Annotated in this window: 22 protein-coding genes; 18 read left to right on the forward strand and 4 right to left on the reverse strand. The window is 67.9% G+C overall.

The window, feature by feature from the left end:
- Positions 1 to 87: 87 nt before the first annotated feature.
- Together ACF8NF_RS04580 and ACF8NF_RS04585 are read right to left on the reverse strand one after the other, a co-directional pair.
- A complete protein-coding gene (locus ACF8NF_RS04580) occupies positions 88 to 1,236 on the reverse strand; it encodes a porin (protein WP_016448721.1) in 1,149 nt (382 codons plus the stop codon).
- 182 nt (positions 1,237 to 1,418) lie between these two features.
- On the reverse strand, positions 1,419 to 2,474 hold the full coding sequence (locus tag ACF8NF_RS04585; protein WP_016448722.1) for a porin: 1,056 nt from the start codon (positions 2,472 to 2,474) through the stop codon (positions 1,419 to 1,421).
- Positions 2,475 to 2,805: 331 nt separating this feature from the next.
- Between ACF8NF_RS04585 and coq7 the strand changes: the two genes are divergently transcribed.
- A complete protein-coding gene (gene coq7, locus ACF8NF_RS04590) occupies positions 2,806 to 3,423 on the forward strand; it encodes a 2-polyprenyl-3-methyl-6-methoxy-1,4-benzoquinone monooxygenase (protein ID WP_392450136.1) in 618 nt (205 codons plus the stop codon).
- Positions 3,424 to 3,541: 118 nt separating this feature from the next.
- Here the strand turns inward: coq7 and ACF8NF_RS04595 are convergent, their stop codons facing one another.
- Positions 3,542 to 3,994 (reverse strand): OsmC family protein, encoded by a 453-nt coding sequence (locus ACF8NF_RS04595; protein WP_016448724.1) that lies wholly within the window; start codon positions 3,992 to 3,994, stop codon positions 3,542 to 3,544.
- Positions 3,995 to 4,360: 366 nt separating this feature from the next.
- Here ACF8NF_RS04595 and ilvA point away from each other — a divergent pair, with 366 nt between their 5' ends.
- Genes ilvA through ACF8NF_RS04610 form a run of 3 tightly spaced genes read left to right on the forward strand, consistent with a single transcriptional unit; the run spans position 4,361 to position 7,339 of the window.
- Entirely contained in the window at positions 4,361 to 5,914 is a 1,554-nt protein-coding gene (ilvA, locus tag ACF8NF_RS04600) for a threonine ammonia-lyase, biosynthetic (protein ID WP_392450137.1), read from the forward strand.
- A gap of 22 nt (positions 5,915 to 5,936) precedes the next feature.
- Entirely contained in the window at positions 5,937 to 6,749 is an 813-nt protein-coding gene (locus ACF8NF_RS04605; RefSeq protein WP_392450138.1) for an adenosylcobinamide-GDP ribazoletransferase, read from the forward strand.
- Positions 6,746 to 7,339, forward strand: coding sequence for a histidine phosphatase family protein (locus tag ACF8NF_RS04610; RefSeq protein WP_392450139.1), 594 nt, complete (start codon positions 6,746 to 6,748; stop codon positions 7,337 to 7,339). The genes ACF8NF_RS04605 and ACF8NF_RS04610 overlap by 4 nt, the downstream gene beginning before the upstream one ends.
- Positions 7,340 to 7,345: 6 nt before the next feature.
- On the opposite strand, the gene ACF8NF_RS04615 is transcribed toward ACF8NF_RS04610, so the two are convergent.
- Positions 7,346 to 7,819 (reverse strand): type II secretion system protein N, encoded by a 474-nt coding sequence (locus ACF8NF_RS04615; protein ID WP_016448728.1) that lies wholly within the window; start codon positions 7,817 to 7,819, stop codon positions 7,346 to 7,348.
- 22 nt (positions 7,820 to 7,841) lie between these two features.
- Here ACF8NF_RS04615 and gspG point away from each other — a divergent pair, with 22 nt between their 5' ends.
- The 14 genes from gspG to ACF8NF_RS04685 all read left to right on the forward strand — a co-directional run bounded on the left by gspG (position 7,842) and on the right by ACF8NF_RS04685 (position 20,178).
- Positions 7,842 to 8,318 (forward strand): type II secretion system major pseudopilin GspG, encoded by a 477-nt coding sequence (gspG, locus tag ACF8NF_RS04620; protein ID WP_016448729.1) that lies wholly within the window; start codon positions 7,842 to 7,844, stop codon positions 8,316 to 8,318.
- An 82-nt stretch (positions 8,319 to 8,400) separates the two neighbouring features.
- Entirely contained in the window at positions 8,401 to 8,856 is a 456-nt protein-coding gene (locus tag ACF8NF_RS04625; protein ID WP_034364466.1) for a GspH/FimT family pseudopilin, read from the forward strand.
- Positions 8,853 to 9,251, forward strand: coding sequence for a type II secretion system minor pseudopilin GspI (gene gspI / locus ACF8NF_RS04630; RefSeq protein WP_016448731.1), 399 nt, complete (start codon positions 8,853 to 8,855; stop codon positions 9,249 to 9,251). The genes ACF8NF_RS04625 and gspI overlap by 4 nt, the downstream gene beginning before the upstream one ends.
- Positions 9,252 to 9,959, forward strand: a complete 708-nt coding sequence (locus ACF8NF_RS04635; protein WP_016448732.1) for a prepilin-type N-terminal cleavage/methylation domain-containing protein — start codon at positions 9,252 to 9,254, stop codon at positions 9,957 to 9,959. It abuts the gene before it with no gap.
- Complete coding sequence (gene gspK, locus ACF8NF_RS04640) at positions 9,956 to 10,933, forward strand: type II secretion system minor pseudopilin GspK (protein ID WP_392450141.1); 978 nt, start codon at positions 9,956 to 9,958, stop codon at positions 10,931 to 10,933. The genes ACF8NF_RS04635 and gspK overlap by 4 nt, the downstream gene beginning before the upstream one ends.
- Before the next feature lie 44 nt (positions 10,934 to 10,977).
- Positions 10,978 to 12,222 carry a type II secretion system protein GspL gene (gspL, locus tag ACF8NF_RS04645; protein ID WP_392450143.1) on the forward strand — a complete coding sequence of 415 codons (1,245 nt, stop codon included), beginning with the start codon at positions 10,978 to 10,980 and terminating at the stop codon, positions 12,220 to 12,222.
- The gene (gene gspM / locus ACF8NF_RS04650; RefSeq protein ID WP_016448735.1) at positions 12,219 to 12,761 is read left to right on the forward strand and encodes a type II secretion system protein GspM; all 543 of its coding nucleotides are present in this window, start codon (positions 12,219 to 12,221) and stop codon (positions 12,759 to 12,761) included. The genes gspL and gspM overlap by 4 nt, the downstream gene beginning before the upstream one ends.
- A 2-nt stretch (positions 12,762 to 12,763) precedes the next feature.
- Positions 12,764 to 13,567 carry a type II secretion system protein N gene (gene gspN, locus ACF8NF_RS04655; protein WP_016450868.1) on the forward strand — a complete coding sequence of 268 codons (804 nt, stop codon included), beginning with the start codon at positions 12,764 to 12,766 and terminating at the stop codon, positions 13,565 to 13,567.
- Between the two features lie 3 nt (positions 13,568 to 13,570).
- Entirely contained in the window at positions 13,571 to 15,940 is a 2,370-nt protein-coding gene (gene gspD, locus ACF8NF_RS04660; protein ID WP_126310979.1) for a type II secretion system secretin GspD, read from the forward strand.
- A 14-nt stretch (positions 15,941 to 15,954) separates the two neighbouring features.
- Positions 15,955 to 17,316 (forward strand): GspE/PulE family protein, encoded by a 1,362-nt coding sequence (locus ACF8NF_RS04665; RefSeq protein ID WP_016448738.1) that lies wholly within the window; start codon positions 15,955 to 15,957, stop codon positions 17,314 to 17,316.
- 63 nt (positions 17,317 to 17,379) lie between these two features.
- Positions 17,380 to 17,664 (forward strand): hypothetical protein, encoded by a 285-nt coding sequence (locus ACF8NF_RS04670; RefSeq protein ID WP_223275171.1) that lies wholly within the window; start codon positions 17,380 to 17,382, stop codon positions 17,662 to 17,664.
- Between the two features lie 85 nt (positions 17,665 to 17,749).
- Positions 17,750 to 18,751, forward strand: coding sequence for an LLM class flavin-dependent oxidoreductase (locus ACF8NF_RS04675; protein WP_016448739.1), 1,002 nt, complete (start codon positions 17,750 to 17,752; stop codon positions 18,749 to 18,751).
- A 4-nt stretch (positions 18,752 to 18,755) separates the two neighbouring features.
- Complete coding sequence (locus tag ACF8NF_RS04680) at positions 18,756 to 19,445, forward strand: YafY family protein (RefSeq protein ID WP_016448740.1); 690 nt, start codon at positions 18,756 to 18,758, stop codon at positions 19,443 to 19,445.
- Between the two features lie 88 nt (positions 19,446 to 19,533).
- Entirely contained in the window at positions 19,534 to 20,178 is a 645-nt protein-coding gene (locus tag ACF8NF_RS04685) for a glutathione S-transferase family protein (RefSeq protein WP_016448741.1), read from the forward strand.
- The last annotated feature ends 102 nt before the right edge of the window (positions 20,179 to 20,280 follow it).

Consider the following 20,280-nt stretch of genomic DNA (forward strand, 5'->3'; position numbering starts at 1 on the left):
GAAATCGCGCCCGCCCACCGTCAGCCCATCGACAGGAAACAAAAAGGCCTCCCGAAGGAGGCCATCCGTTGCGCAAACGCCGCGCGCTCAGAAGCGATGGCGCAGGCCGACGGTGAAGCCCGTGCGCTTGGTGGCGCCATTGGCGTCGAGCATCACGCCCGAGCCGCCACTGGTCTTGGTGTGGTCCAGGGCCACATAGGCATCCGTACGCTTGGAGAAGGCGTAGTCGAGCACCGCCACCAGGAAGTCTGCCTTGCCATTGAAATTGCCCGTGCCCGAGCCCGACTGCTTGGCATGGTAGTAATGCGCGCCCACATTGATCTGGGGCGTGATCTGGTAGCCGAAGCCCATCTTGTACATCTGGCGCTTGTTGGCGTCGCCGGCCACGAAGCCGCCGTTGGACGAACCCGTCCAGAAGGAGTTGAGGATGGCCTGGTCGAATCCACCGCCTGCGGTTGCCGCCGGGAATGCGTCCTTGCGCTTGTTCAGGCCGTAGCCCAGGTTGACGTACCAGGGACCCACGCGGTAGGAGCCGCCCAGGGTATAGGCATCGACCTTGGTGCCGGCCGGCAGCGTCGTACCCAGGTAGCCGGCGCCTGCGGAAATGCCGCTTTGCGAGTAGCGCAGATAGCCGCCAGCCGTCTTGATGGCGCCACCGGGCACCACGCCAGTGCCGACCTTGTCGAAGGTGTTGTTCTCGTCGAACGAATACTGCAATGCGCCGCGCACGGGGCCGAACTCGGCCAGGTACTTGACCATGTTGCTGGCGCGCGCGCCCATGGACATGCCGATTTCAGGCTTGTAGGCCTCCATGTACGGCGAATACGGGAAGGAGGCATAGGTGGACGTCACCAGGTCGAACAGCATGTTGTACTGGCGACCCAGGGTGATCTGGCCGAAGCTCTTGCTGCGCAGGCCCACCCAGGATTGCTGGAAGTAGCTTGCCGCAGCCTGCTCGCCGGTGTCGGTGAGGAAACGGGCTTCCAGGTTGGCAATGGCTGCCAGACCGCCGCCCAGGTCCTCGGTGATGTTGATGCCCCAGCGGCTTTGCGACATGCCGCCGCCGATCATCTGGGTCTTGCCGCTCTTGGTCGGGCCTTCATTGGTGGTGTGGCGCACGCCGGCATCGACGATGCCGTACAGCTGTACGCTGCTTTGCTGGGCGAATGCTGCCAAGGGTGCCGTTGCTGCCAACACCGCCAGTGCCACGCTCTTTTTCACGAATGAAGAATTCATTGTGTTGTCTCTCTCTTGTTAACGATTGGTTGGTGGAAATTTCATTCTAGAAACGCTTTTCCCGCCTCGTCACCGTTGGCACAAGCACAACACAGGTCTTTCCCTAGCACAAAACAAAAGAGCCAGTCCGAAGACTGGCTCTTTTTTGCTTCAAATGGCAACTGGCTTACGCCAGCCGTTCATTAGAAAGCGTGGCGGATACCGACTTGCACGCCAGTCTGGCTTTCGCCAGCTTGCACGCCACCAGCGTACACGCCCTTGGCTTGCAGGCCCAGGGTCGAAGCATCCTTGTTCTTCAGGAATGCCAGGTTGCCGTACAGAGAGGTGCGCTTGGACAGGTTGTGCACGTAGCCCAGAGTGATCTGGTGAGCCTTGGAGTCGATGGCCTTCTGGTCGTACAGAGCGTACTGCAGCTTGACTTCGCCCACGCCGCCCACGGGAGCCGAAGCGCCCAGCATGTAGGAGTTGGTCTTGATGTCGCCGCCGATGTCGCGCTTGAACTTGGTCTGTTGCAGCAGGCCGCTCAGCTTGGCAACGCCGAAGTTGTACGAAGCACCCAGGGTGATTTCGTCACGGTCGGTAGCCAGGCCGCCAACGGCAGTCTTTTGCTGGGCAACGCCCAGGCTGGCGCTCAGGGGGCCGTTGTCGTATGCAACGTAACCGCCGATGTAACGGCCGACGCTGTCAGCAGTACCGATGGTTTGCTTTTCGTCGAAAGCGTAGCCAAAGCCGGCGTTGAAACCGCCGAAGTTGGGGGTGTAGTACGAGATCAGGTTGTTAGCGCGGATGCCGTTGTCGTCGGCGCCTTGGCCAGCAGCCCAGTTACGGAAGCCCATGAACTGGCCGATACCGGTGGCGCTGAACAGGTCGTAGGAGGTCAGCTTTTGGAAGGTCGGAACTTGGTCACGGCCCAGGCGCACTTCACCGAAGTTGCCCGACAGGCTCACGGTGGAACGACGCTTGAAGTTGAAGCCGCTGGCGTTGCCATCGTCACCGAAGATTTCGCCTTCCAGCCAGAAGCCAGCCTTCAGACCACCACCCAGGTCTTCCGTGCCGCGCAGGCCCAGACGGCTCGTGGAAGCGCCGCTGGTGCCCAGACCATAACGGCTGTCGCCAGCTGCGTCCTTGTTCACGTAGGCAACGTTGGTGTCCACGATACCGAACAGGGTCACGGAGGATTGAGCCATTGCGGCGCCGGAAGCAGCCAGCACTGCCAGGGCAATCAGAGATTTTTTCATTACGAGTTACTCCAAGGTTTAGAAGGGCGCCGGTCGTGAGGAAGAGAGGCTTGGCCTGAGGCTCCACCGGTTTCCCGCGCCAACCTCCTGGTGGGGAAGTTAGGGCCTATTGCACCAGACCGCCGCTGCCCATGCAAAGAAATTCACCCACAAACGGGCTTGAACCCCCGTTTTTCGTTGCACTGCCGCAACAAACCTGCAGACCAACACAATCAGGCCCAACCCGAACATCGCGCCGGCCTTGTTGCGCTTGCACAAAGAGAGGGCATGTCGTCCTGGTGTACCGTTCAGACCCTGAATTTGCCAAGATTTTCCGCTCTAGGGACCGCCCATGGACAAGATACTGACTGCCGCCGATGCGGCGCTTCGCACCCTGTTTGCACAGCCTTCCGCCGCCGAACGCTCCCCGGCCGCCGGTATCGCGGAGGGAGAGCTGACCGAGGCACAGCGCCGCCTGTCGGGCGCCTTGATGCGCGTCAATCATGTCGGAGAGGTCTGCGCCCAGGCGCTGTACAACGCCCAGGCCATGGTGACGCGCGACATGGTGCTGCGCGAGCATCTGCTGGAGGCGGCCCGCGAGGAAACCGATCACCTGGCATGGACCCGCGACCGGCTCAACGCCCTGGGCGACCGGCCCAGCCTGCTGAACCCGCTGTGGTTTGCCGGGGCATTCGCCATCGGCGTGGTGGCCGCCAAGATCAGTGACGCCGCCAGCCTGGGCTTCGTGGTCGAGACCGAGGAGCAGGTTTCCGCCCACCTGGAATCCCATCTGGGCCGTCTGCCCGAGGAGGACCGCCCTTCGCTGGCCGTGGTGGCCCGCATGAAGGACGATGAGGAGCGCCATGCCGCCGCTGCGCGTGAAGCCGGCGCGCTGGAGCTGCCGCCGCCCGCCCGCGCCTTGATGCGCCTGGCCGCCAAGGTCATGACGACGACCGCTCACCGCATCTGAGATCCGAAGCTTCTGAAACGACGGGAGCTGCATCCAGCCAAAAAAAGAAGCGGGCCCGGCCCGCTTTCTTCATTCTTGCCGAGTCCCTGTCGAGGCACGGACCCAAGCACCAGATACCTCAGGCCTCGACGATGTCGAACCCCGTGGTGATCTCGGCCGTCTTGCCCAGCATGATGGTGGCCGAGCAGTATTTGTCGTGGCTCATGGCAATGGCCCGCTCCACCGCGCCCGCTGGCAGGCCGGTGCCGCTGACGGTGAACTGCATGTGGATCTTGGTGAACACCTTGGGGTCGGTGTCCGCGCGCTCCGAAGTGAGCTTGACGCTGCAGCCTTTGACCGCGTGCCTGCCGCGCTTGAGGATCAGCACCACGTCGTAGGCCGTGCAGCCGCCTGCGCCTGCCAGCAGCATTTCCATGGGGCGGGGTGCCTGGTTCTGGCCTCCATTGGCAGGATTGGCCGCATCCGGCGCCCCGTCCATATTGACCACATGGCCGCTGCCCGTTTCCGCCACGAAGCCCATGCCCGAGCGCATGCCGGTCGTGCCGCCTGTCCAACTCACTGTGCATTCCATTGTTGCGTCCTCAAAAAACTGTTGCTATTTTGCATCAACTACACAAAAACCCTGATTTTGTTGCAACGCAGCACCTGCCGTGCATACAATGCACCCAAGCGTTATCTGAAGGGTTAACCCGGACAGCCCTCCAGATGGACTGCAGATTGTGAACCAACTTCACTCTGCATCGCACCAGTTGTCTCCTCCACCTCCTCTATTGGTGGATTCAGCCCCCGGCTTTACAGCCTGGGGCTTTTTTTTGCCTTTGTCGTCCCTGGCCCAGCCTGGACGCTGCACTGCAGCATGAGTCACAAGCGCCTATGATGGCCGCCTGACACCGACGGGCCGCCTCCCGGCCTGCTGCTCTCCAGCCTTTCGCCGACGATGAACCACCCCCTGACCCCTGCCGACTACCTGACCAAGATCCTTACCGCGCGCGTGTACGACGTGGCCGTGGAGTCGGACCTGGAGCCCGCCAAGGCGCTGAGCCGCCGCCTGCACAACAAGGTGCTGCTCAAGCGCGAGGACCAGCAGCCGGTGTTCAGTTTCAAGCTGCGAGGCGCCTACAACAAGATGGCACACCTGTCCGCCGAGCAGCTGGAAAAGGGCGTGATCTGCGCCTCGGCCGGCAACCATGCGCAAGGCGTGGCGCTGGGCGCACGCAAGCTCGGTTGCCGCGCCGTGATCGTGATGCCCACCACCACGCCGCAGGTCAAGATCGATGCGGTACAGGCGCTGGGCGGCGAGGTGGAACTGGCAGGGGAAAGCTATTCCGACGCCTACAAGCACGCCGTCAAGCTGCAAAAGGAAAAGGGCCTGACCTTTGTGCACCCCTTCGACGATCCCTATGTGATCGCCGGCCAGGGCACGATTGCCATGGAAATGCTGAGCCAGCTGCAAAAGCTGGGCAGCCCGCGCCTGGATGCCGTATTTGTCGCCATCGGCGGCGGCGGCCTGATCTCGGGCGTGGCCAACTACATCAAGGCCGTGCGCCCCGACGTGAAGGTGATCGGCGTGCACACCAAGGATTCGGACGCCATGCTGCAGTCCGTGCGCGCTGGCCGCCGCGTGGAGCTGGCCGACGTGGGCCTGTTCGCCGACGGCACGGCCGTCAAGCTGGTGGGCGAGGAGACCTTCCGCATCGCCCAGGGCCTGGTGGACGACTACGTGGTGGTCGATACCGATGCCGTCTGCGCCGCGATCAAGGACATCTTCGTGGACACGCGCTCCATCGTCGAGCCGTCCGGCGCCCTGGCCGTGGCGGCGATCAAGCAGTACGTCGCGAAGAACAAGACCAGGGGCGAGACCTATGCCGCCATCCTGTGCGGCGCCAACATGAACTTCGACCGGCTGCGCTTCGTGGCCGAGCGTGCCGAGGTGGGCGAGGAGCGCGAGGCGCTTTTTGCCGTGACCATCCCCGAGGAACGCGGCAGCTTCAAGCGCTTTTGCGAAGTCGTGGGCAAGCTGCCTGGCGGCCCGCGCAACGTGACCGAGTTCAACTACCGCATCAGCCACGAGAACAAGGCCCATGTCTTCGTGGGCCTGACCACGGCAGCGCGCGGCGAGTCCGAGAAGATCGCCAGGAACTTCGAGAAGCAGGGCTTCGAGGCGCTGGACCTGACCTTCGACGACATGGCCAAGGAGCATCTGCGCCACATGGTCGGCGGCCATTCGCCGCTGGCGCAGGAAGAGCGCCTGCTGCGCTTCGTCTTCCCCGAGCGCCCCGGCGCACTGTTCAAGTTCCTCAGCCTGATGGCGCCGACCTGGAACATCTCGCTGTTCCATTACCGCAACCAGGGCGCGGACTACGGCCGCATCCTGGTCGGCATGCAGGTGCCCGCCAAGGATGGCCGTAAATTCGACGCCTTCCTGAGCAATCTGGGCTACCCCTGGGTCGAGGAAACCGGTAACCCTGCCTACCAGCTCTTCCTGAAGTAGGCCCCGCCTCGGCTGTCCAGACATGCAGCCCATACGCCATTTCCTGCTGGCCCTGCAGTTCTTCAGCCGCATTCCGGTCACCGGGCGGCTTGCGGCCTGGGCCGGCTGGAGTCCGGCAATGCAGCACGCCAGCGTGGCCCATCTGCCGGGCGTGGGCTGGCTGGTCGGCGCCTGGGGCGCGGCGTGGCTGCTGGCCGCAGGCTGGCTGCTGGCACCCAGCCCCTGGATGCCTCTGGTGGCTGCCGTGCTGTCCACCGTGGCCACGCTATGGATGACAGGGGGCTTGCACGAGGATGGATTGGCCGATGTGGCCGACGGCCTGGGCGGCTTTGTCCCGCCCCAGCGCGCGCTGGAAATCATGAAGGATTCGCGCCTGGGAGCCTACGGCGCCATGGCGCTGGTGATGGCGCTGATGACCAGGATCTCCCTGGTCGCGCTGCTGGTCGACATTCGCGTGCAATGGGCGGCCTTGCTGCTGTGCAGCATCCATGTGCTGTCGCGCATGGCGCCGCTGGCCCTCATGCAATGCCTGCCCTATCTGGGCCAGGCCGCCCACTCCAAGGCCTTGCATGCGGCTGGCAGGCCGTTGAGCGCCAAAGGCCTGGTCACGGCAATGCTCTGGAGTCTCCCCGCTTTGGCGCTGCCGGCGTGGCTGGCGGGCCTGCCACTCGTCATCGGCCTGGTCCTGCCCGGCGCCCTGGTCACGGCGGCCATGGTGCGCTGGCTGCGCCGTCGCCTGGGCGGCATGACGGGCGATTGCCTGGGCGCCGCCCAGCAGGTCTGTGAACTGGCCATGCTGCTGGGCGCCGCCGCTGTGCTGATGCGCATGCAATGAACGCTCTCCCAACGCCGCGCCTTTGGCTGGTACGCCATGCCCGCCCCCTGGTGGAGCCCGGCATCTGCTATGGCCGGCTCGACATGGAGGCCGACGCCCAGGCCACGGCCGATGCGGCGCAGGCCCTGCACCTCGCCCTGCCTGCGGATTGTCTGCTGGCGCATTCGCCACTGCGCCGATGCCATCAATTGGCACAGGCCCTGCAGGCACTGCGGCCCGGCCTGGCATCGGCGGCGGACAGCCGCCTGCTGGAGATGGACTTCGGCGAGTGGGAAGGCCAGCCATGGGATGCGCTGGACCGCAGCGCCATCGATGCCTGGGCGGCAGACCTTGCCGGGCACGCGCCGGGCCGGGGAGAGTCCCTGGCCGCCATGCTGCGCAGGGTGGACGAGGCCTTGCAGCAGGCAAGGATGTACTCGAAGGACGACGGCGCCGGGCGCGACATCGTCTGGATCACCCATGCCGGCGTGACGCGCTGCGTGCAATGGCTGATGCGTGAAGGGAACGCCCTGCCTCAGGCGGCCCAGTGGTCGCTGCCGGCGCCTGACTTTGGCGGCTGGCTGGTATTGGAACTGCAGCCGCCGCACTGACCGGACTCAGCGCTTGTCGGGCAGGGACAGCTGCAGCGTGATGGAGGCGGGGCCATCGACGCTGGGCCCCAGGCGCGCCTCGCGGCCCGAGACCGACTGCAGCACCACGCCCTCTTCCACGGCACGCCCCACGCGAAACGGCTTGGCCGGCTGGTTGCCCACGGCGATGACCGCCGCGCCGCCGCCGCTGTCGCGACCGGCCAGCACACCCACCAGCGCATAGCGCGAGACCACAGGCGCCGCGACGGGCACAGCAACACCCTGAGCAGCGGCCACGCCCCCCAGGGCCTGCGCCAGCGCGGGCGCATCGACCTGCAGTGCCTCGGGGGGAGCCGGTGGCACGGGCGCCCCCGCGCCGCCATTGCCCAGGCGCATGGCCCAGAAAGCCACGATGCCAGCCGCCAGCAGCCAGAGCACGAATGTGGCCGCCTTGACGTGCCAGGTCCGGGCCTGGCCCCGGTTCAATGAAAGTGTCACCATCGCGCGATTATGATGGAGCGATATGTCCAATTTGCTGCACCGTTCCATGACCAGCCTTCCCCGCCGTCCGCTGCCTGCCCTGCGCACCGCCGTCCAGCGCGGCTTCACGCTGATCGAGCTGATGGTGGTCCTGGTCATCATCGGCGTGCTAGCAGCCCTGATCGTGCCCAACGTGCTGGACCGCGCCGACGATGCCCGCGTCACGGCTGCACGCACCGACATCACCAACATCTCCCAGGCGCTCAAGCTCTACCGCCTCGACAACCAGCGCTATCCCACGGCCGAGCAGGGCCTGCAGGCGCTGATCATCCGTCCCACGAGCGGACCGCTGCCCAACAACTGGAAGCCCTATCTGGAAAAGCTGCCCAATGATCCCTGGGGCCGTCCGTACCAGTACCTGAATCCGGGCATCAAGGGCCCCATCGACATCATGTCCTTCGGTGCCGACGGCCAGGCCGGCGGAGAGGGCAAGGATGCCGACATCGGCAGCTGGCAGTAAGTCGATGGCCCGGGCGATGGCCCGCAAGCGCCGCGCTGCACCGCACCACAGGCCCGCACTCCCAGCGGGCCTGCCTGCTCTCATGCCCCGCCAGACGGTTGCACCCACCCTGACCATTCCTTCCCGCGGCTTCACCCTGCTGGAACTGCTGGTGGTCATCAGCATCATGGCGATTGCCGCTGCCGGCGCAAGCCTGTCTCTGCGCGACAGCGGGCAGGCCCAGCTGGAACGCGAGGCCGAGCGCTTGGCCGCACTGCTGGAATCGGCCCGCGCACAGGCACGAGCCAACGGCGTGCCCGTGCGCTGGCGGCCCATGCCGCAGGGCTTTCGCTTCGAGGGCCTGCCGGCCAGCGCGCAATTGCCTTCGCAATGGCTGCAGCCCGGGGTGCAGGCACAGCCGGCGACGCCGCTGATCCTCGGCCCCGAGCCACTGATTCCTCCCCAGTCCGTCACGCTGACGCTGCGCGACTCCAACAGCCCGCCGCTGCGCGTGGCCACGGATGGACTGCGGCCCTTTGCCGTGCAATCCCTGCCATGACAGGCATCCACGGACCACGCCGCAGGCACGGCGCGCCAAGGCGCCTGCCGCACGGCTTCACGCTGATCGAGGTCCTGGTGGCCCTGGGCATCGTGGGCATTGCCCTGATGGCAGGCCTGCAGGCCACATCGGCCCTGACTCGCAATGCCGAGCGCCAGTCCGAGGTGCTGCTGGCCCAGCTGTGCGCGCAAAACGAACTGGTGCGCCTGCGCCTGTCGCGCCAGATGCCGCCCGTGGGCGACAACAGCTTCACTTGCGAGCAGGGCAGCCGGCAGCTGCAGGTCCAGCTCAGCGTGCGCCCCACGCCCAACCCCAGCTTCCGCCGCGTGGATGCCCTGGTCGTCACGGCCGAGCATCCGGTGCTGCGGGTATCGACCATTGTGGGCCGCTTCTAGATGCGTTTGCGCCCTTTCTCCCGCGCGCAAGGCTTCACCCTGGTGGAGCTGATGGTGGCCATCGCCGTCATGGCCCTGCTGGCCCTGGTGAGCTGGCGCGGACTGGACAGCATGGTGCGCTCGCAAGAGACCATTCGCGCGCGCAACGAGCAGCAGATCGTGCTGCAGACCGTGATCGCCCAGTGGAATGCCGACCTCGAAGCCCTGATGCCGCTGGAGCACGCCCAGGTCATCGACTGGGATGGCCAGGTGCTGCGCATGACCCGCAAGAGCAGTGCCGCCGTGGACGATGGCGCCGTGGTCGTGGCCTGGGCCCGCCGCCAGACAGCCGGACGCGACCAGTGGCTGCGCTGGCAGTCGCCACCGCTGCGCACGCGCGCCCAGTGGCGCGAGGCCTGGAACCAGGGGGCGCAATGGGGACGCAATCCTTCGGACGACCAGCGCCGCCGCGAAACCGTGCTGCTGCCCCTGGACCAGTGGCGCCTGTACTACTACCGCGACAACGCCTGGAGCAACCCGCAGTCCAGCGGCTCGGACAACGGCACGGGCACGCCCAATCCACCATCCGGCGGCACCAACAGCAGCGCACAGCTGCCCACGATTCCTGACGGCATACGCGTCGAACTGACCCTGCCGCCCGACAGCGCCGTCCCCGGCCGCGTCACCATGGACTGGGTCAACCCCCTGCGATCCAACAGCCGATCATGATGCGCGCACCCCGCACCCTGCCCGTCCGCCGCCGCCATCGCGGCGTGGCCCTGCTGGCCGCCATGCTCACGGTCACGCTGGTCGCCACCTTTGCCGCCACCGCGCTGTGGCAGCAGTGGCGCAGCGTGGAGGTCGAGACCGCCGAGCGCAACCGCATGCAGGCCGCCTGGATTTTGCTGGGTGCGCTGGACTGGTCGCGCGTGGTGCTGGCCGAGGATGCGCGCACCAGCCTGCAGGTGGACCACCTGGCCGAACCCTGGGCCGTGCCGCTGCAGGAGGCGCGCCTGTCCACCTTCCTGGCGGCGCAGAACAACGTCAGCCAGGTCGATGACGGCATGGCCGACATGCAGGACGCCTTTCTCTCAGGCCAGATCATCGACCTGCAGTCGCGCCTGAACCTGCGCAACCTGCTGGGCGCGCCCGACAAGCCCGAAACCCTGCGCCCGCTGGCACGCCTGCTGGAACGCCTGAACCTGCCCCCTGCCTATGCCGCCCAGATCGTCCAGGCCCTGCGCGCAGCGGCCACCGCCGGCGAGGGCGCGCAGTTCCTGATGCCGCGCACGCTGAGCCAGTTCGGCTGGCTGGGATTGCCGCCCGAGGTCGTCTCGCGCCTGGAGCCCTACATCACCCTGCTGCCCGAGAACACGCCCGTCAACCTCAACACCGCCAGCGCCGAAGTCATCTGGGCCAGCGTGGAGGACCTGACCTGGTCCCAGGCCAGCCAGCTGGTGCAGCTGCGCGCATCGCGCCCGCTGCGCAGCCTGGCCGATGCCTCCAACGCGCTGGGCCTGCCGCAGAAATTCGAGGGACAGAACCTGTCGGTCGCCAGCAGCTTCTTCGAGGCGCGTGGCCGCATGCGCCTGGGCGAGATCGTGGCCAGCGAACGCTCCATGTTGCGGCGCAACAACATGACAGTCACTACCATCTGGCGCGAGAGGGGGGACTGGGGATTGCCCGAAGCTCCCGCGCCGTGACAGATGCCTGTCACACTCGGCCCCTACAATGCCCGCTTCCGTCCATGAGCACCTTGATTCTTCATCTGCCTGCGGGCCCCGCTGGCGAATACGCCTACGCACTCAGCAGCGACGGCCTGCGCGCCGACCGGCATGGCCACGCCGCAGCAGGCCTGCTGCCCGATCCTGGCCGCACCGGCCAGACGGTTGCCGTGGTGCCGCACCAGGCCTTGTCCTGGCATCTGGTCAGCCTCCCCCATGGCGTGCCTACGGGGAGCCGGCGTGGACATGTGCGCCTGCGTGCCGTGCTCGACGGGCTGCTGGAAGAGCGCCTGCTCGACGACCCCTCCCAACTGCATCTGGCGCTGCAGCCTCAGGCACGCGCGGGCGAGCCCTGCTGGGTTGCCGCCTGCGACAAGGCCTGGCTCCATGCCCATCTGCAGGCCCTGGAGTCCGCAGGCCGGCCCGTGGGCCGCATCGTGCCCGAATGCCCGCCCCAGTCCACGCCCCAGCTGTGGGCCGTGGGCACGCCTGAATCGGCCTGGCTGCTGGCCACCGGCCTGAGCACGGCCCCGCAAGGCATGGACTCGCTGGCCTGCCTGCCGCTGCGCACCGACAGTGCCGACCCCGCCATGCTGGCCGCCCTGCTGCAGGCCCTGCCCCCCGACACCCCGATCCAGGCGGACCCGGCGCTGGCCCGCGCCGCCGAGGCCCTGCAGCGCCCCGTCAGCCTGCTGACGGACGCCCAGCGCGGCCTGGCGGCCCGCGCACAAAACTGGGACCTGGCGCAGTTCGACCTCGACCTGGGCGGCGGCAGCCGCACCCGCCGACGCATGCTCGACGGCTGGCAGAGCTTTCTGCGCGCGCCGCAATGGAAGGCCGCGCGCTGGGGTACCGCGCTCGCACTGCTGGCCCAGGTGGTGGGCCTCAATGCCTGGGCCTGGACCGAAAACCGCGCCATCGCGGCCAAGCAGGTCCAGGTGCGCTCCACGCTGGCCACCAGCTTTCCGCGCGTTCCCGTCATCGTCGATGCGCCCGTTCAAATGCAGCGCGAAGTCGCCACGCTGCGCCAGAGCGCCGGCGCGCTGACGCAGGGCGACCTGGAACCCCTGCTGGCCGCCGCATCCCGGGCCCTGCCTGCCGGCCAGTTGCCGCAGGCCATGGACTACCAGGACCGTCAGCTGCGCCTCAAGGGCGTCTCGCTGGAGGCCGAGGCACTGGAGCAGGCACAACAACATCTGGCCGGCAGCGGCCTGCGACTGCAGCGCGACGGTGCCGACCTGCTGCTTGCCCAGGAGGCCCGGCCATGAACATGCGCGCATCCCGCCAAAGCCTGGCCCCACTGCGCGCGCGCTGGAATGCCCTGGCGCCGCGTGAACAGAACATGACGCTGCTGGCCGGTGGTGTGGTGGCACTGGCCCTGCTGTGGTGGCTGGCCCTGGCCCCCGCCCTGCACAGCCTGCGCACCGCGCCCGAACGCCATGCCCAGGCAGACCGCCAGTTGCGCCAGATGCAGCTGCTGCAGGCCGAGGCCGAGCAGCTGCGCAGCAACGCACGCCCCGTGGTCGGCGATGCCAAGGCGCTGCTGCAAAGCTCGCTGTCCGCCGAACTGGGCGCCTCCGCCCAATTGAACTGGATGGGCGACCGCGCACAGATCACGCTCAAGGCCGCGCCCGCCGCCGCGCTGGCGCGCTGGCTGGCCCAGGTCCGCAGCAACACGCACGCCGTTCCCGCCGAGATGAAGCTGGCCCGCAGTGCATCTGCAAGCGCCGCAGGCGCTGCCGATGCCGTGCGCTGGGATGGCAGCCTGGTGCTGGACCTGCCTGTCGATCCGTCGCGGGCACCTTGAGCATGCGCCGCCAGCCCCGCTCCCAGCCTGTCCTGCGCTCACCGCGCGGGTGGGCGCTGGCAGGCGCCCTGTGCGGCCTGGTGGCCACCACCGTCGTCTGGGCACCCGCCGCCTGGCTGGCACGCGGCGTGGATTCCGCCACACAGGGCCAGGTACTGCTGCTGCAACCGCGCGGCACGCTGTGGAACGGCTCGGCCTCCCTGGCCTTCACCGGAGGCGCCGGCAGCCGCGACCGCACGGCCCTGCCCACGCGGCTGGAATGGACGCTGCGCCCGCGCCTGGACGGTGCCCGCATTCAGCTGCGCAGCGAATGCTGCACACCCACGCCCGTGGTGCTGGACCTGCTGCCGCGCTGGCAGGGCCTGAGCGCCGTGGTGCACGACAGCGACACGCGCTGGCCTGCCTCGCTGCTGTCCGGCCTGGGCACGCCCTGGAACACGGTGGACCTGCAAGGCCAGCTGCGGCTGGCCACGCAGGCCCTGCAACTGCAATTGCTGTGGCAATCGGGGCGCTGGCGCAGCGACGGCAGCACGCGGCTGGAGGCGCTGGCCGTATCCTCGCGGCTGTCCCCTCTGCGCCCGCTGGGCAGCTACCGGCTCGACATCCTCGGGGGCGACAGTCCGCAGCTGCAGCTCAGTACCCTGACCGGCGACCTGCGCCTGAGCGGCCAGGGCCAATGGGTAGGCCAGCGGCTGCACTTCCAGGGCGAGGCCTCGGCCAGCCCCGAGCGCGAAACCGCGCTGTCCAACTTGCTCAACATTCTGGGACGGCGCCAGGGGCCCCGGTCCATCATTTCCTTTGGTTGATCCATGACTCAGCAGCACACGACCCCGTTCTGGCGCAACACCCTGCACACGCTGGCCGTCAGCGCCATGCTGGCCTGCACCGCTGGCACCGCCCAGGCCCAGCAGACCAATGCACCGGCCGGCGCCACGCCCAGCCTGCGTCCGGGCGAGCCTGTGACGCTGAATTTCTCGGGTGCCGACATCGAGGCCGTCTCGCGTGCCATCGGCGCCATCACCAACCGCAACGTGGTGGTCGACCCCCGCGTCAAGGGCCAGATCACGCTGCTGACCGACAAGCCCGTGCCGCCCGCCACCGCCTACCAGCAGTTCCTGGCCGCGTTGCGCCTGCAGGGCTTCACCATCGTCGAATCGGCCGGGCTGTACAAGGTCATCCCCGAGGCCGACGCCAAGCTGCAGGCCAGCGAAGTGGCCGTGGGCGCGAGCCGCAGCAGCGCGGGCAGCCAGATCGTCACCCAGATCTTCAAGCTCAACTACGAGAACGCGGCCAACCTGGTGCCCGTGCTGCGCCCCCTGATCAGCCCCAACAACACCATCAACGTCAACCCGGGCAACAACTCGCTGGTCATCACCGACTACGCTGACAACCTGCAGCGCATCTCGCGCATCGTGGCGACCATGGATGTGTCCAACGCCACCGATGTCGAAATCATCCCGCTGCGCCATGCCGTGGCCACCGACATGGTGGCCCTGGTCTCGCGCCTGATCGAAGGCGGCACGGCCAGCCCCGGCGGCCTCACCGTGACCGCAGGCGGCGCCAATATTCCGGGCCAGAGCGACAACGCCTTCAAGACCTCGCTGATGGCCGAGCCGCGCAGCAACTCCATCGTGCTGCGCGCGGCCAACCCGGCACGCCTGGCCCAGGTGCGCTCGCTGATCGCGCGGCTGGACCAGCCCGCCATGAACGGCGGCGGCGACCAGGGCAACATCCACGTGGTCTATCTCAAGAACGCCGACGCCGTGGCGCTGGCCGCCACCTTGCGCGCCGCCATCGGCGCCCAGGCCACGGCCGCCGGCACGGCCAGCGGCCAGCCCGGTGCGGGCGGCACCCTGCCGCAGGGCGGCGGCATGTCCTCCATCCCCACATCGCAGCCCGTGGTATCGCGCGACTCCAGCGGCACGGCATCCATGGGCATGGGCTCGTCCTCGGGCCTGGGCAGCGGCGGCGGGGGCGGCGCGCTGGGCGTGGCCCAGCAGCCCTCCACGGGCGGCATGATCCAGGCCGATCCTTCGACCAACTCGCTGATCATCACGGCACCGCCGCCCGTCTACCGCCAACTGCGCGCCGTGATCGACAAGCTCGACGGCCGCCGCGCCCAGGTGCTGATCGAAAGCCTGATCGTCGAAATCAAGGACAACCGGCTGGCCCAGTTCGGCATCCAGTGGCAGGCCATGCTCAGCAACAACGGCCGCGTGATCGGCACCCTGGGCACGAACTCCAATGTGGCGGGCGCCAACATCCTGAACCTGCTCGGCCTGGTCAAGGATGGAGGCCTGGACGGCAGCGCCATCACGGGAGACACGTTGTCCAGCCTGAGAGGCACCAACCTCGGCTTCACGCAGCGCGTCAACGGCAAGGACACGCTGGGCTTTCTGGCCAACTTCCTGCAAAACAGCGGTGACGCCAACATCCTGTCCACGCCCAACCTGATGACGCTGGACAACGAGGAGGCGCGCATCATCGTGGGCCAGAACGTGCCCATGGTCACGGGCTCGTACGCCAGCAACTCCACGGGCGGCACGGTCAACCCCTTCACCACCGTGGAGCGCAAGGACGTGGGCCTGATGCTGCGCGTGCGCCCGCAGATCAACGAGAACGGCACGGTGAAGCTGGCCGTGTTCCAGGAAGTCTCCTCGGTGGACGAGTCCACGCGCAAGGACACCAACGGCCTGACCACCAACAAGCGCTCCATCGAGTCCAACGTGCTGGTCGAGGACGGCAACATCGTCGTGCTCGGCGGCCTGATCGACGACAACTACTCCCAGGCCGAGGACCGGGTGCCTCTGCTGGGCGACATTCCCGTCGTGGGCAACCTGTTCCGCAACACCAACCGCAAGCGCAACAAGACCAACCTGATGGTCTTCCTGCGCCCCGTGGTGATGCGCGATGCGACTGCGACCAACCAGGTCTCTTCCGAGCGCTACGAAGCCATCCGCGCGCAGCAACAGAGCCTGCAGCCCGAGCCCAGCGCCCTGCTGCGCTCGGTCAATGCCGCGCCCGTGCTGCCCACGCTGACGCCGCAGCCGGACCCCGGCTCGTTCACCAACCCGGCCGCCATCGTCAACGTGCCGGGCGCCAGGCCCGAGCTGATCGACTTCACCCAGCCGCAGCCCGCCGCGCCCGCCCCCGTGCCGGCCGCGCCCGGCGCGCTCTGAGGCAGGAAGGCCCCATGCGCTATCCCCTGCCCTATGCGTTTGCGCGCACCAGCCAGCTGCTGATCGAGGACGACGGCCACGAGCCCCTGCTCTGGCACGGCCCCTCGCCGGACTGGCAGGCCCTGTCCGAAGTCCAGCGCAGGCATGCGGTGCAGCGCTGGCAGATGCTGGACGCGGGCACGCTGGCCCACCGCATCAGCGCCGCCTACTCGCAGGGCGAGTCCAGCGCGGCCCTGGTGGTCAGCGAGGTCGAGTCCGACGCCGACCTCTCGCGCATGATGCAGGAGCTGCCTGCGGTCGAGGACCTGCTGGAGACGGCCGACGACGCGCCCATCATCCGCATGCTCAACGCCCTGCTCACGCAGGCCGCGCGCGACGGCGCCAGCGACATCCACATCGAGCCCTACGAGCGCCATTCCAGCGTGCGCTTTCGCGTGGACGGCGACCTGCGCGAAGTCGTGCAGCCCAACCGCGCACTGCATGCAGCGCTGATCTCGCGACTGAAGATCATGGCCGACCTGGACATCGCCGAAAAGCGCCTGCCCCAGGACGGCCGCATCAGCCTGCGCCTGGGCACGCGCGCCATCGACGTGCGCGTCTCCACCCTGCCCAGCGCCCACGGCGAGCGCGCCGTGCTGCGCCTGCTGGACAAGAGCGAGAGCAAGCTCAGCCTGGAGGCCGTGGGCATGCAGGGCGAGACGCTGAGGCGATTCACCCACTTGACGGCCCAGCCGCACGGCATCGTGCTGGTCACCGGCCCCACGGGCTCGGGCAAGACCACCACGCTGTATGCGGCACTGTCGCGCATGGACGCCAGCCACAGCAACATCATGACGGTGGAGGACCCCATCGAGTACGAGCTGGCCGGCGTGGGGCAGACCCAGGTCAACGCCAAGATCGACCTGACCTTCGCCAAGGCCCTGCGCGCCATCCTGCGCCAGGACCCGGATGTGATCATGATCGGCGAAATCCGCGACTTCGAGACCGCGCAGATCGCCATCCAGGCCTCGCTGACCGGCCACCTGGTGCTGGCCACGCTGCACACCAACGATGCCTCCAGCGCCGTCACGCGCCTGATCGACATGGGGGTGGAACCCTTCCTGCTGTCGTCCTCCCTGCTGGGTGTGCTGGCCCAGCGCCTGGTGCGCAAGATCGACACCACCGAGCCCAGCGGCTACCGGGGGCGCACCGGCATCTTCGAGATGCTGGTGGTGGACGACACCATCCGCGCGCAGATCCACCGCCAGGCCAGCGAGGCCGAGATCCGCGACACCGCGCTGGCCGCGGGCATGCGCCTGATGCGCGACGACGGCGAGCGCCTGGTGCGCGAGGGCATCACCACGCCCGAGGAAGTGCTGCGCGTCACGCGCGACTAGGCGCAGGCGGCCACGCCCGACCCTGCGCAGCACGGGGCATCCCTGTTTGCCACAATGGTCGGCATGTTGGAATCCCTACGCGCCTGGAGCGCTCCCTATGGCGGCGACCTGTTCCTGTGGGTCGCCACGCTGAGCCTGATCAGCTACATCGCCCTGTGGTGGTTCAAGTCACGGCTGTCCACCAGCCAGCTGCGCCGCGTCATCCGCCTGTCGGCGCTGGTGGCGCTGCCGCTGTCCTGGCTGGCCATCCAGCAGGGCGAGAACCATCTGGCGGCAGCCATCCTCCCCCTGGTCTGGTGCGTGGTGCTGGGCATCACCTGCGCGCGGGAAATGTCCAGAAGAAACTGAGTGCGCGAACGCGCACCAGGAATGCCCTGGCGCGGCAAGGCCCGCGCCGCCCCCACCCACCGTGAACTGGAAGTTGGAACCTGCCATGACATCATTCAATGAAGTCCGTCTGTCCATGCTCGACCTCGTGGCCGTGCGCGAAGGCGGCACCGTCGCCGAGGCCCTGGACATCGCGCTGGCCACGGCCCGCAAGGCCGAGGCACTGGGATTCGAGCGCTACTGGCTGGCCGAGCACCACAACATGCCCGGCATCGCCAGCTCGGCCACGGCCGTGCTGATCGGCCACATTGCAGGCGGCACCTCGAAGATCCGCGTGGGCTCGGGCGGCATCATGCTGCCCAACCATGCCCCGCTGGTGGTGGCCGAAGCCTTCGGCACGCTGGCCGAGCTGTACCCGGGCCGCATCGACCTGGGCCTGGGCCGTGCGCCCGGCACCGATGGCGCCACCATGCGCGCCCTGCGCCGCGACCGCGTCGAGACCGAGGAAGACTTCCCGCGCGACGTGATGGAGCTGCAGCGCCTGCTGGCCCCGGCCACGCCGGATCAAAAGCTGGTGGCCACGCCCGGCGCGGGCACCAACGTGCCGATCTGGCTGCTGGGCTCCAGCCTGTTCTCGGCCCAGCTCGCAGCCCATCTGGGCCTGCCCTACGCCTTTGCCTCGCACTTCGCGCCGCGCATGCTCTACCAGGCCGTGCAGCTGTACCGCAGCCTGTTCAAGCCGTCGGCCCAACTGGCCAAGCCCTACGTGATCGTCGGCGCACCCGTGATCGCCGCGCCCACCGATGACGAGGCCGAGTACCTTGCCAGCAGCACCTACCAGCGCGTGCTGGGCATCATCACGGGCCGGCGCGGACTGCTGCCGCGCCCCATCGAGAACTACGCGGCCCAGCTCGGCGAGCAGGAGCGCCGCGCCATCGGCGACTTCCTGGCCGTGGCCTCCATCGGCGGCCCGGACAAGGTGCGCACGCGCCTGCAGAAGCTGCAGGCCGACACCGAGGCCGACGAGCTGATCCTGGTCAGCGACGTGTATGACCGCGACCTGCGCCTGCGCTCGCTGGAGATCACGGCCGGCGTCATGGGCCGCTGAAGGCATGAGCCGCTCCGCCCGGCTGCTGCAGCTGATCGACCTGCTGCGCCGCGCGCGCCTGCCCCAGGCCGGGCCGGTGCTGGCCCGGCAGCTGGACGTGAGCCTGCGCACCCTCTACCGCGACATCGCCACCCTGCGCGAACAGGGTGCCGCGATTGCGGGCGACCCGGGCGTGGGCTACGAGATGCGGCCCGGCTTTCTGCTGCCGCCGCTGATGTTCACGCCCGATGAGCTGGAAGCCCTGCTGCTGGGCGCGCGCTGGGCCAGCCGCCAGGCCGACCCCGAGCTCGCCCAGGCCGCCACCGCCGCGCTGGACCGCATACGCAGCGCGCTGCCGCTGGAGCTGCGCATCGAGGTGGACACCAGCGGCCTGCTGGTGCCGCCCATCTGCCACGAATCCGTGACCGAGCCCTGGCAGACCGCGCTGCGCCTGGCGATACGGCGCCAGCACCGGGTGCTGCTGCACTACACGGATGAGAAGGGCCAGCCGACCGAGCGCCGGATCTGGCCTTTTGCCATGGCTTTCTTCGACCAGCGGCGCATTCTTGCGGCCTGGTGCGAACTGCGCCAGGACTTCCGCCATTTCCGCGCCGACCGCGTGCGCTCCGTCACCGATCTGCAGGAACGCTATCCCGACCACCGCAGCGGCCTGATCGAACGCTGGTCGCGGCAACTGGGCTACACGGTCCGCTGACACCACTGCTGACAAAAACTGTCAGCATGGCCTCCTACAGTCGCTCCCATGGCCTTCTCGCCATGCATTCAAACCACTGGGAGCCTTCATGAACGACTCGATCAAGCCTCTGCGCTTTTACTTCCACCCCCGCTCGCGCGCCGTCATCGCGCGCTGGATGCTGGAGGAATGCGGCGCCCGCTATGAGCCCGTGCGGCTGGAATTCGGCAGCACCATGAAGGCTGCCGACTACCTGGCCATCAACCCCATGGGCAAGGTCCCCGCCCTGGTGCACGGCGAGACCGTGATCACCGAACAGGCCGCCATCCTTGCCTATCTGGCCGACATCTTCCCCGAACGAAGGCTCGCGCCGGCCGTGGACAGCCCGCTGCGCGGCGTCTACCACCGCTGGATGTTCTTCCTGGCCGGCCCCGTCGACGCCTTGATGACAGCCAAGAGCCAGGGCCACCTGGAGCAGCAGACGGCCGACCAGGCCATGTCCGCCGGCTATGGCCGCTATGACGACGTGGTGCAGACGCTGCGCCAGGCCGTGGCCGGCAGGCGCTACCTGTGCGGCGACCAGTTCACCGCCGCCGACGTGCTCATGGCCAGCTACCTGCGCTGGGGGACGATGATGAAGCTGCTGCCCGCGCTGCCCGAGTTCAGCGACTACGGCCAGCCGCTGATGGAACGCCCGGCCTCGCTGCGCTCCATCCAGCTCAACGAAGCGGACCTGGCCGCCCAGCCGGCATAGGCACCTCCGGGACCTGGGGGCGAGGCCCGAGACGGCCTCGCCATCCAGCCGTCACCGGCAGCGGCTACCATCGGGGGTTGGATCGCCGCCTGGCGTTTCCTG

It is taken from the genome of Delftia sp. WSY_22 (assembly GCF_043104185.1).
In the GTDB taxonomy this organism is placed as follows: Bacteria; Pseudomonadota; Gammaproteobacteria; order Burkholderiales; family Burkholderiaceae_C; genus Comamonas; species Comamonas tsuruhatensis.

What these genes read in the sequence shown, in the direction of transcription:
- gspG (WP_016448729.1), top strand. Translation starts at nt 7,842, where the DNA reads ATGTCCAATTTGCTGCACCGTTCCATGACCAGCCTTCCCCGCCGTCCG.
- ACF8NF_RS04625 (WP_034364466.1), top strand. Translation starts at nt 8,401, where the DNA reads ATGCCCCGCCAGACGGTTGCACCCACCCTGACCATTCCTTCCCGCGGC.
- gspI (WP_016448731.1), top strand. Translation starts at nt 8,853, where the DNA reads ATGACAGGCATCCACGGACCACGCCGCAGGCACGGCGCGCCAAGGCGC.
- ACF8NF_RS04685 (WP_016448741.1), top strand. Translation starts at nt 19,534, where the DNA reads ATGAACGACTCGATCAAGCCTCTGCGCTTTTACTTCCACCCCCGCTCG.
- ilvA (WP_392450137.1), top strand. Translation starts at nt 4,361, where the DNA reads ATGAACCACCCCCTGACCCCTGCCGACTACCTGACCAAGATCCTTACC.
- ACF8NF_RS04585 (WP_016448722.1), bottom strand. Translation starts at nt 2,474, where the DNA reads ATGAAAAAATCTCTGATTGCCCTGGCAGTGCTGGCTGCTTCCGGCGCC.
- gspK (WP_392450141.1), top strand. Translation starts at nt 9,956, where the DNA reads ATGATGCGCGCACCCCGCACCCTGCCCGTCCGCCGCCGCCATCGCGGC.
- ACF8NF_RS04675 (WP_016448739.1), top strand. Translation starts at nt 17,750, where the DNA reads ATGACATCATTCAATGAAGTCCGTCTGTCCATGCTCGACCTCGTGGCC.
- coq7 (WP_392450136.1), top strand. Translation starts at nt 2,806, where the DNA reads ATGGACAAGATACTGACTGCCGCCGATGCGGCGCTTCGCACCCTGTTT.
- ACF8NF_RS04615 (WP_016448728.1), bottom strand. Translation starts at nt 7,819, where the DNA reads ATGGTGACACTTTCATTGAACCGGGGCCAGGCCCGGACCTGGCACGTC.
- ACF8NF_RS04610 (WP_392450139.1), top strand. Translation starts at nt 6,746, where the DNA reads ATGAACGCTCTCCCAACGCCGCGCCTTTGGCTGGTACGCCATGCCCGC.
- gspD (WP_126310979.1), top strand. Translation starts at nt 13,571, where the DNA reads ATGACTCAGCAGCACACGACCCCGTTCTGGCGCAACACCCTGCACACG.
- ACF8NF_RS04595 (WP_016448724.1), bottom strand. Translation starts at nt 3,994, where the DNA reads ATGGAATGCACAGTGAGTTGGACAGGCGGCACGACCGGCATGCGCTCG.
- gspM (WP_016448735.1), top strand. Translation starts at nt 12,219, where the DNA reads ATGAACATGCGCGCATCCCGCCAAAGCCTGGCCCCACTGCGCGCGCGC.
- ACF8NF_RS04680 (WP_016448740.1), top strand. Translation starts at nt 18,756, where the DNA reads ATGAGCCGCTCCGCCCGGCTGCTGCAGCTGATCGACCTGCTGCGCCGC.
- ACF8NF_RS04605 (WP_392450138.1), top strand. Translation starts at nt 5,937, where the DNA reads ATGCAGCCCATACGCCATTTCCTGCTGGCCCTGCAGTTCTTCAGCCGC.
- ACF8NF_RS04665 (WP_016448738.1), top strand. Translation starts at nt 15,955, where the DNA reads ATGCGCTATCCCCTGCCCTATGCGTTTGCGCGCACCAGCCAGCTGCTG.
- ACF8NF_RS04580 (WP_016448721.1), bottom strand. Translation starts at nt 1,236, where the DNA reads ATGAATTCTTCATTCGTGAAAAAGAGCGTGGCACTGGCGGTGTTGGCA.
- ACF8NF_RS04635 (WP_016448732.1), top strand. Translation starts at nt 9,252, where the DNA reads ATGCGTTTGCGCCCTTTCTCCCGCGCGCAAGGCTTCACCCTGGTGGAG.
- gspN (WP_016450868.1), top strand. Translation starts at nt 12,764, where the DNA reads ATGCGCCGCCAGCCCCGCTCCCAGCCTGTCCTGCGCTCACCGCGCGGG.
- ACF8NF_RS04670 (WP_223275171.1), top strand. Translation starts at nt 17,380, where the DNA reads ATGTTGGAATCCCTACGCGCCTGGAGCGCTCCCTATGGCGGCGACCTG.
- gspL (WP_392450143.1), top strand. Translation starts at nt 10,978, where the DNA reads ATGAGCACCTTGATTCTTCATCTGCCTGCGGGCCCCGCTGGCGAATAC.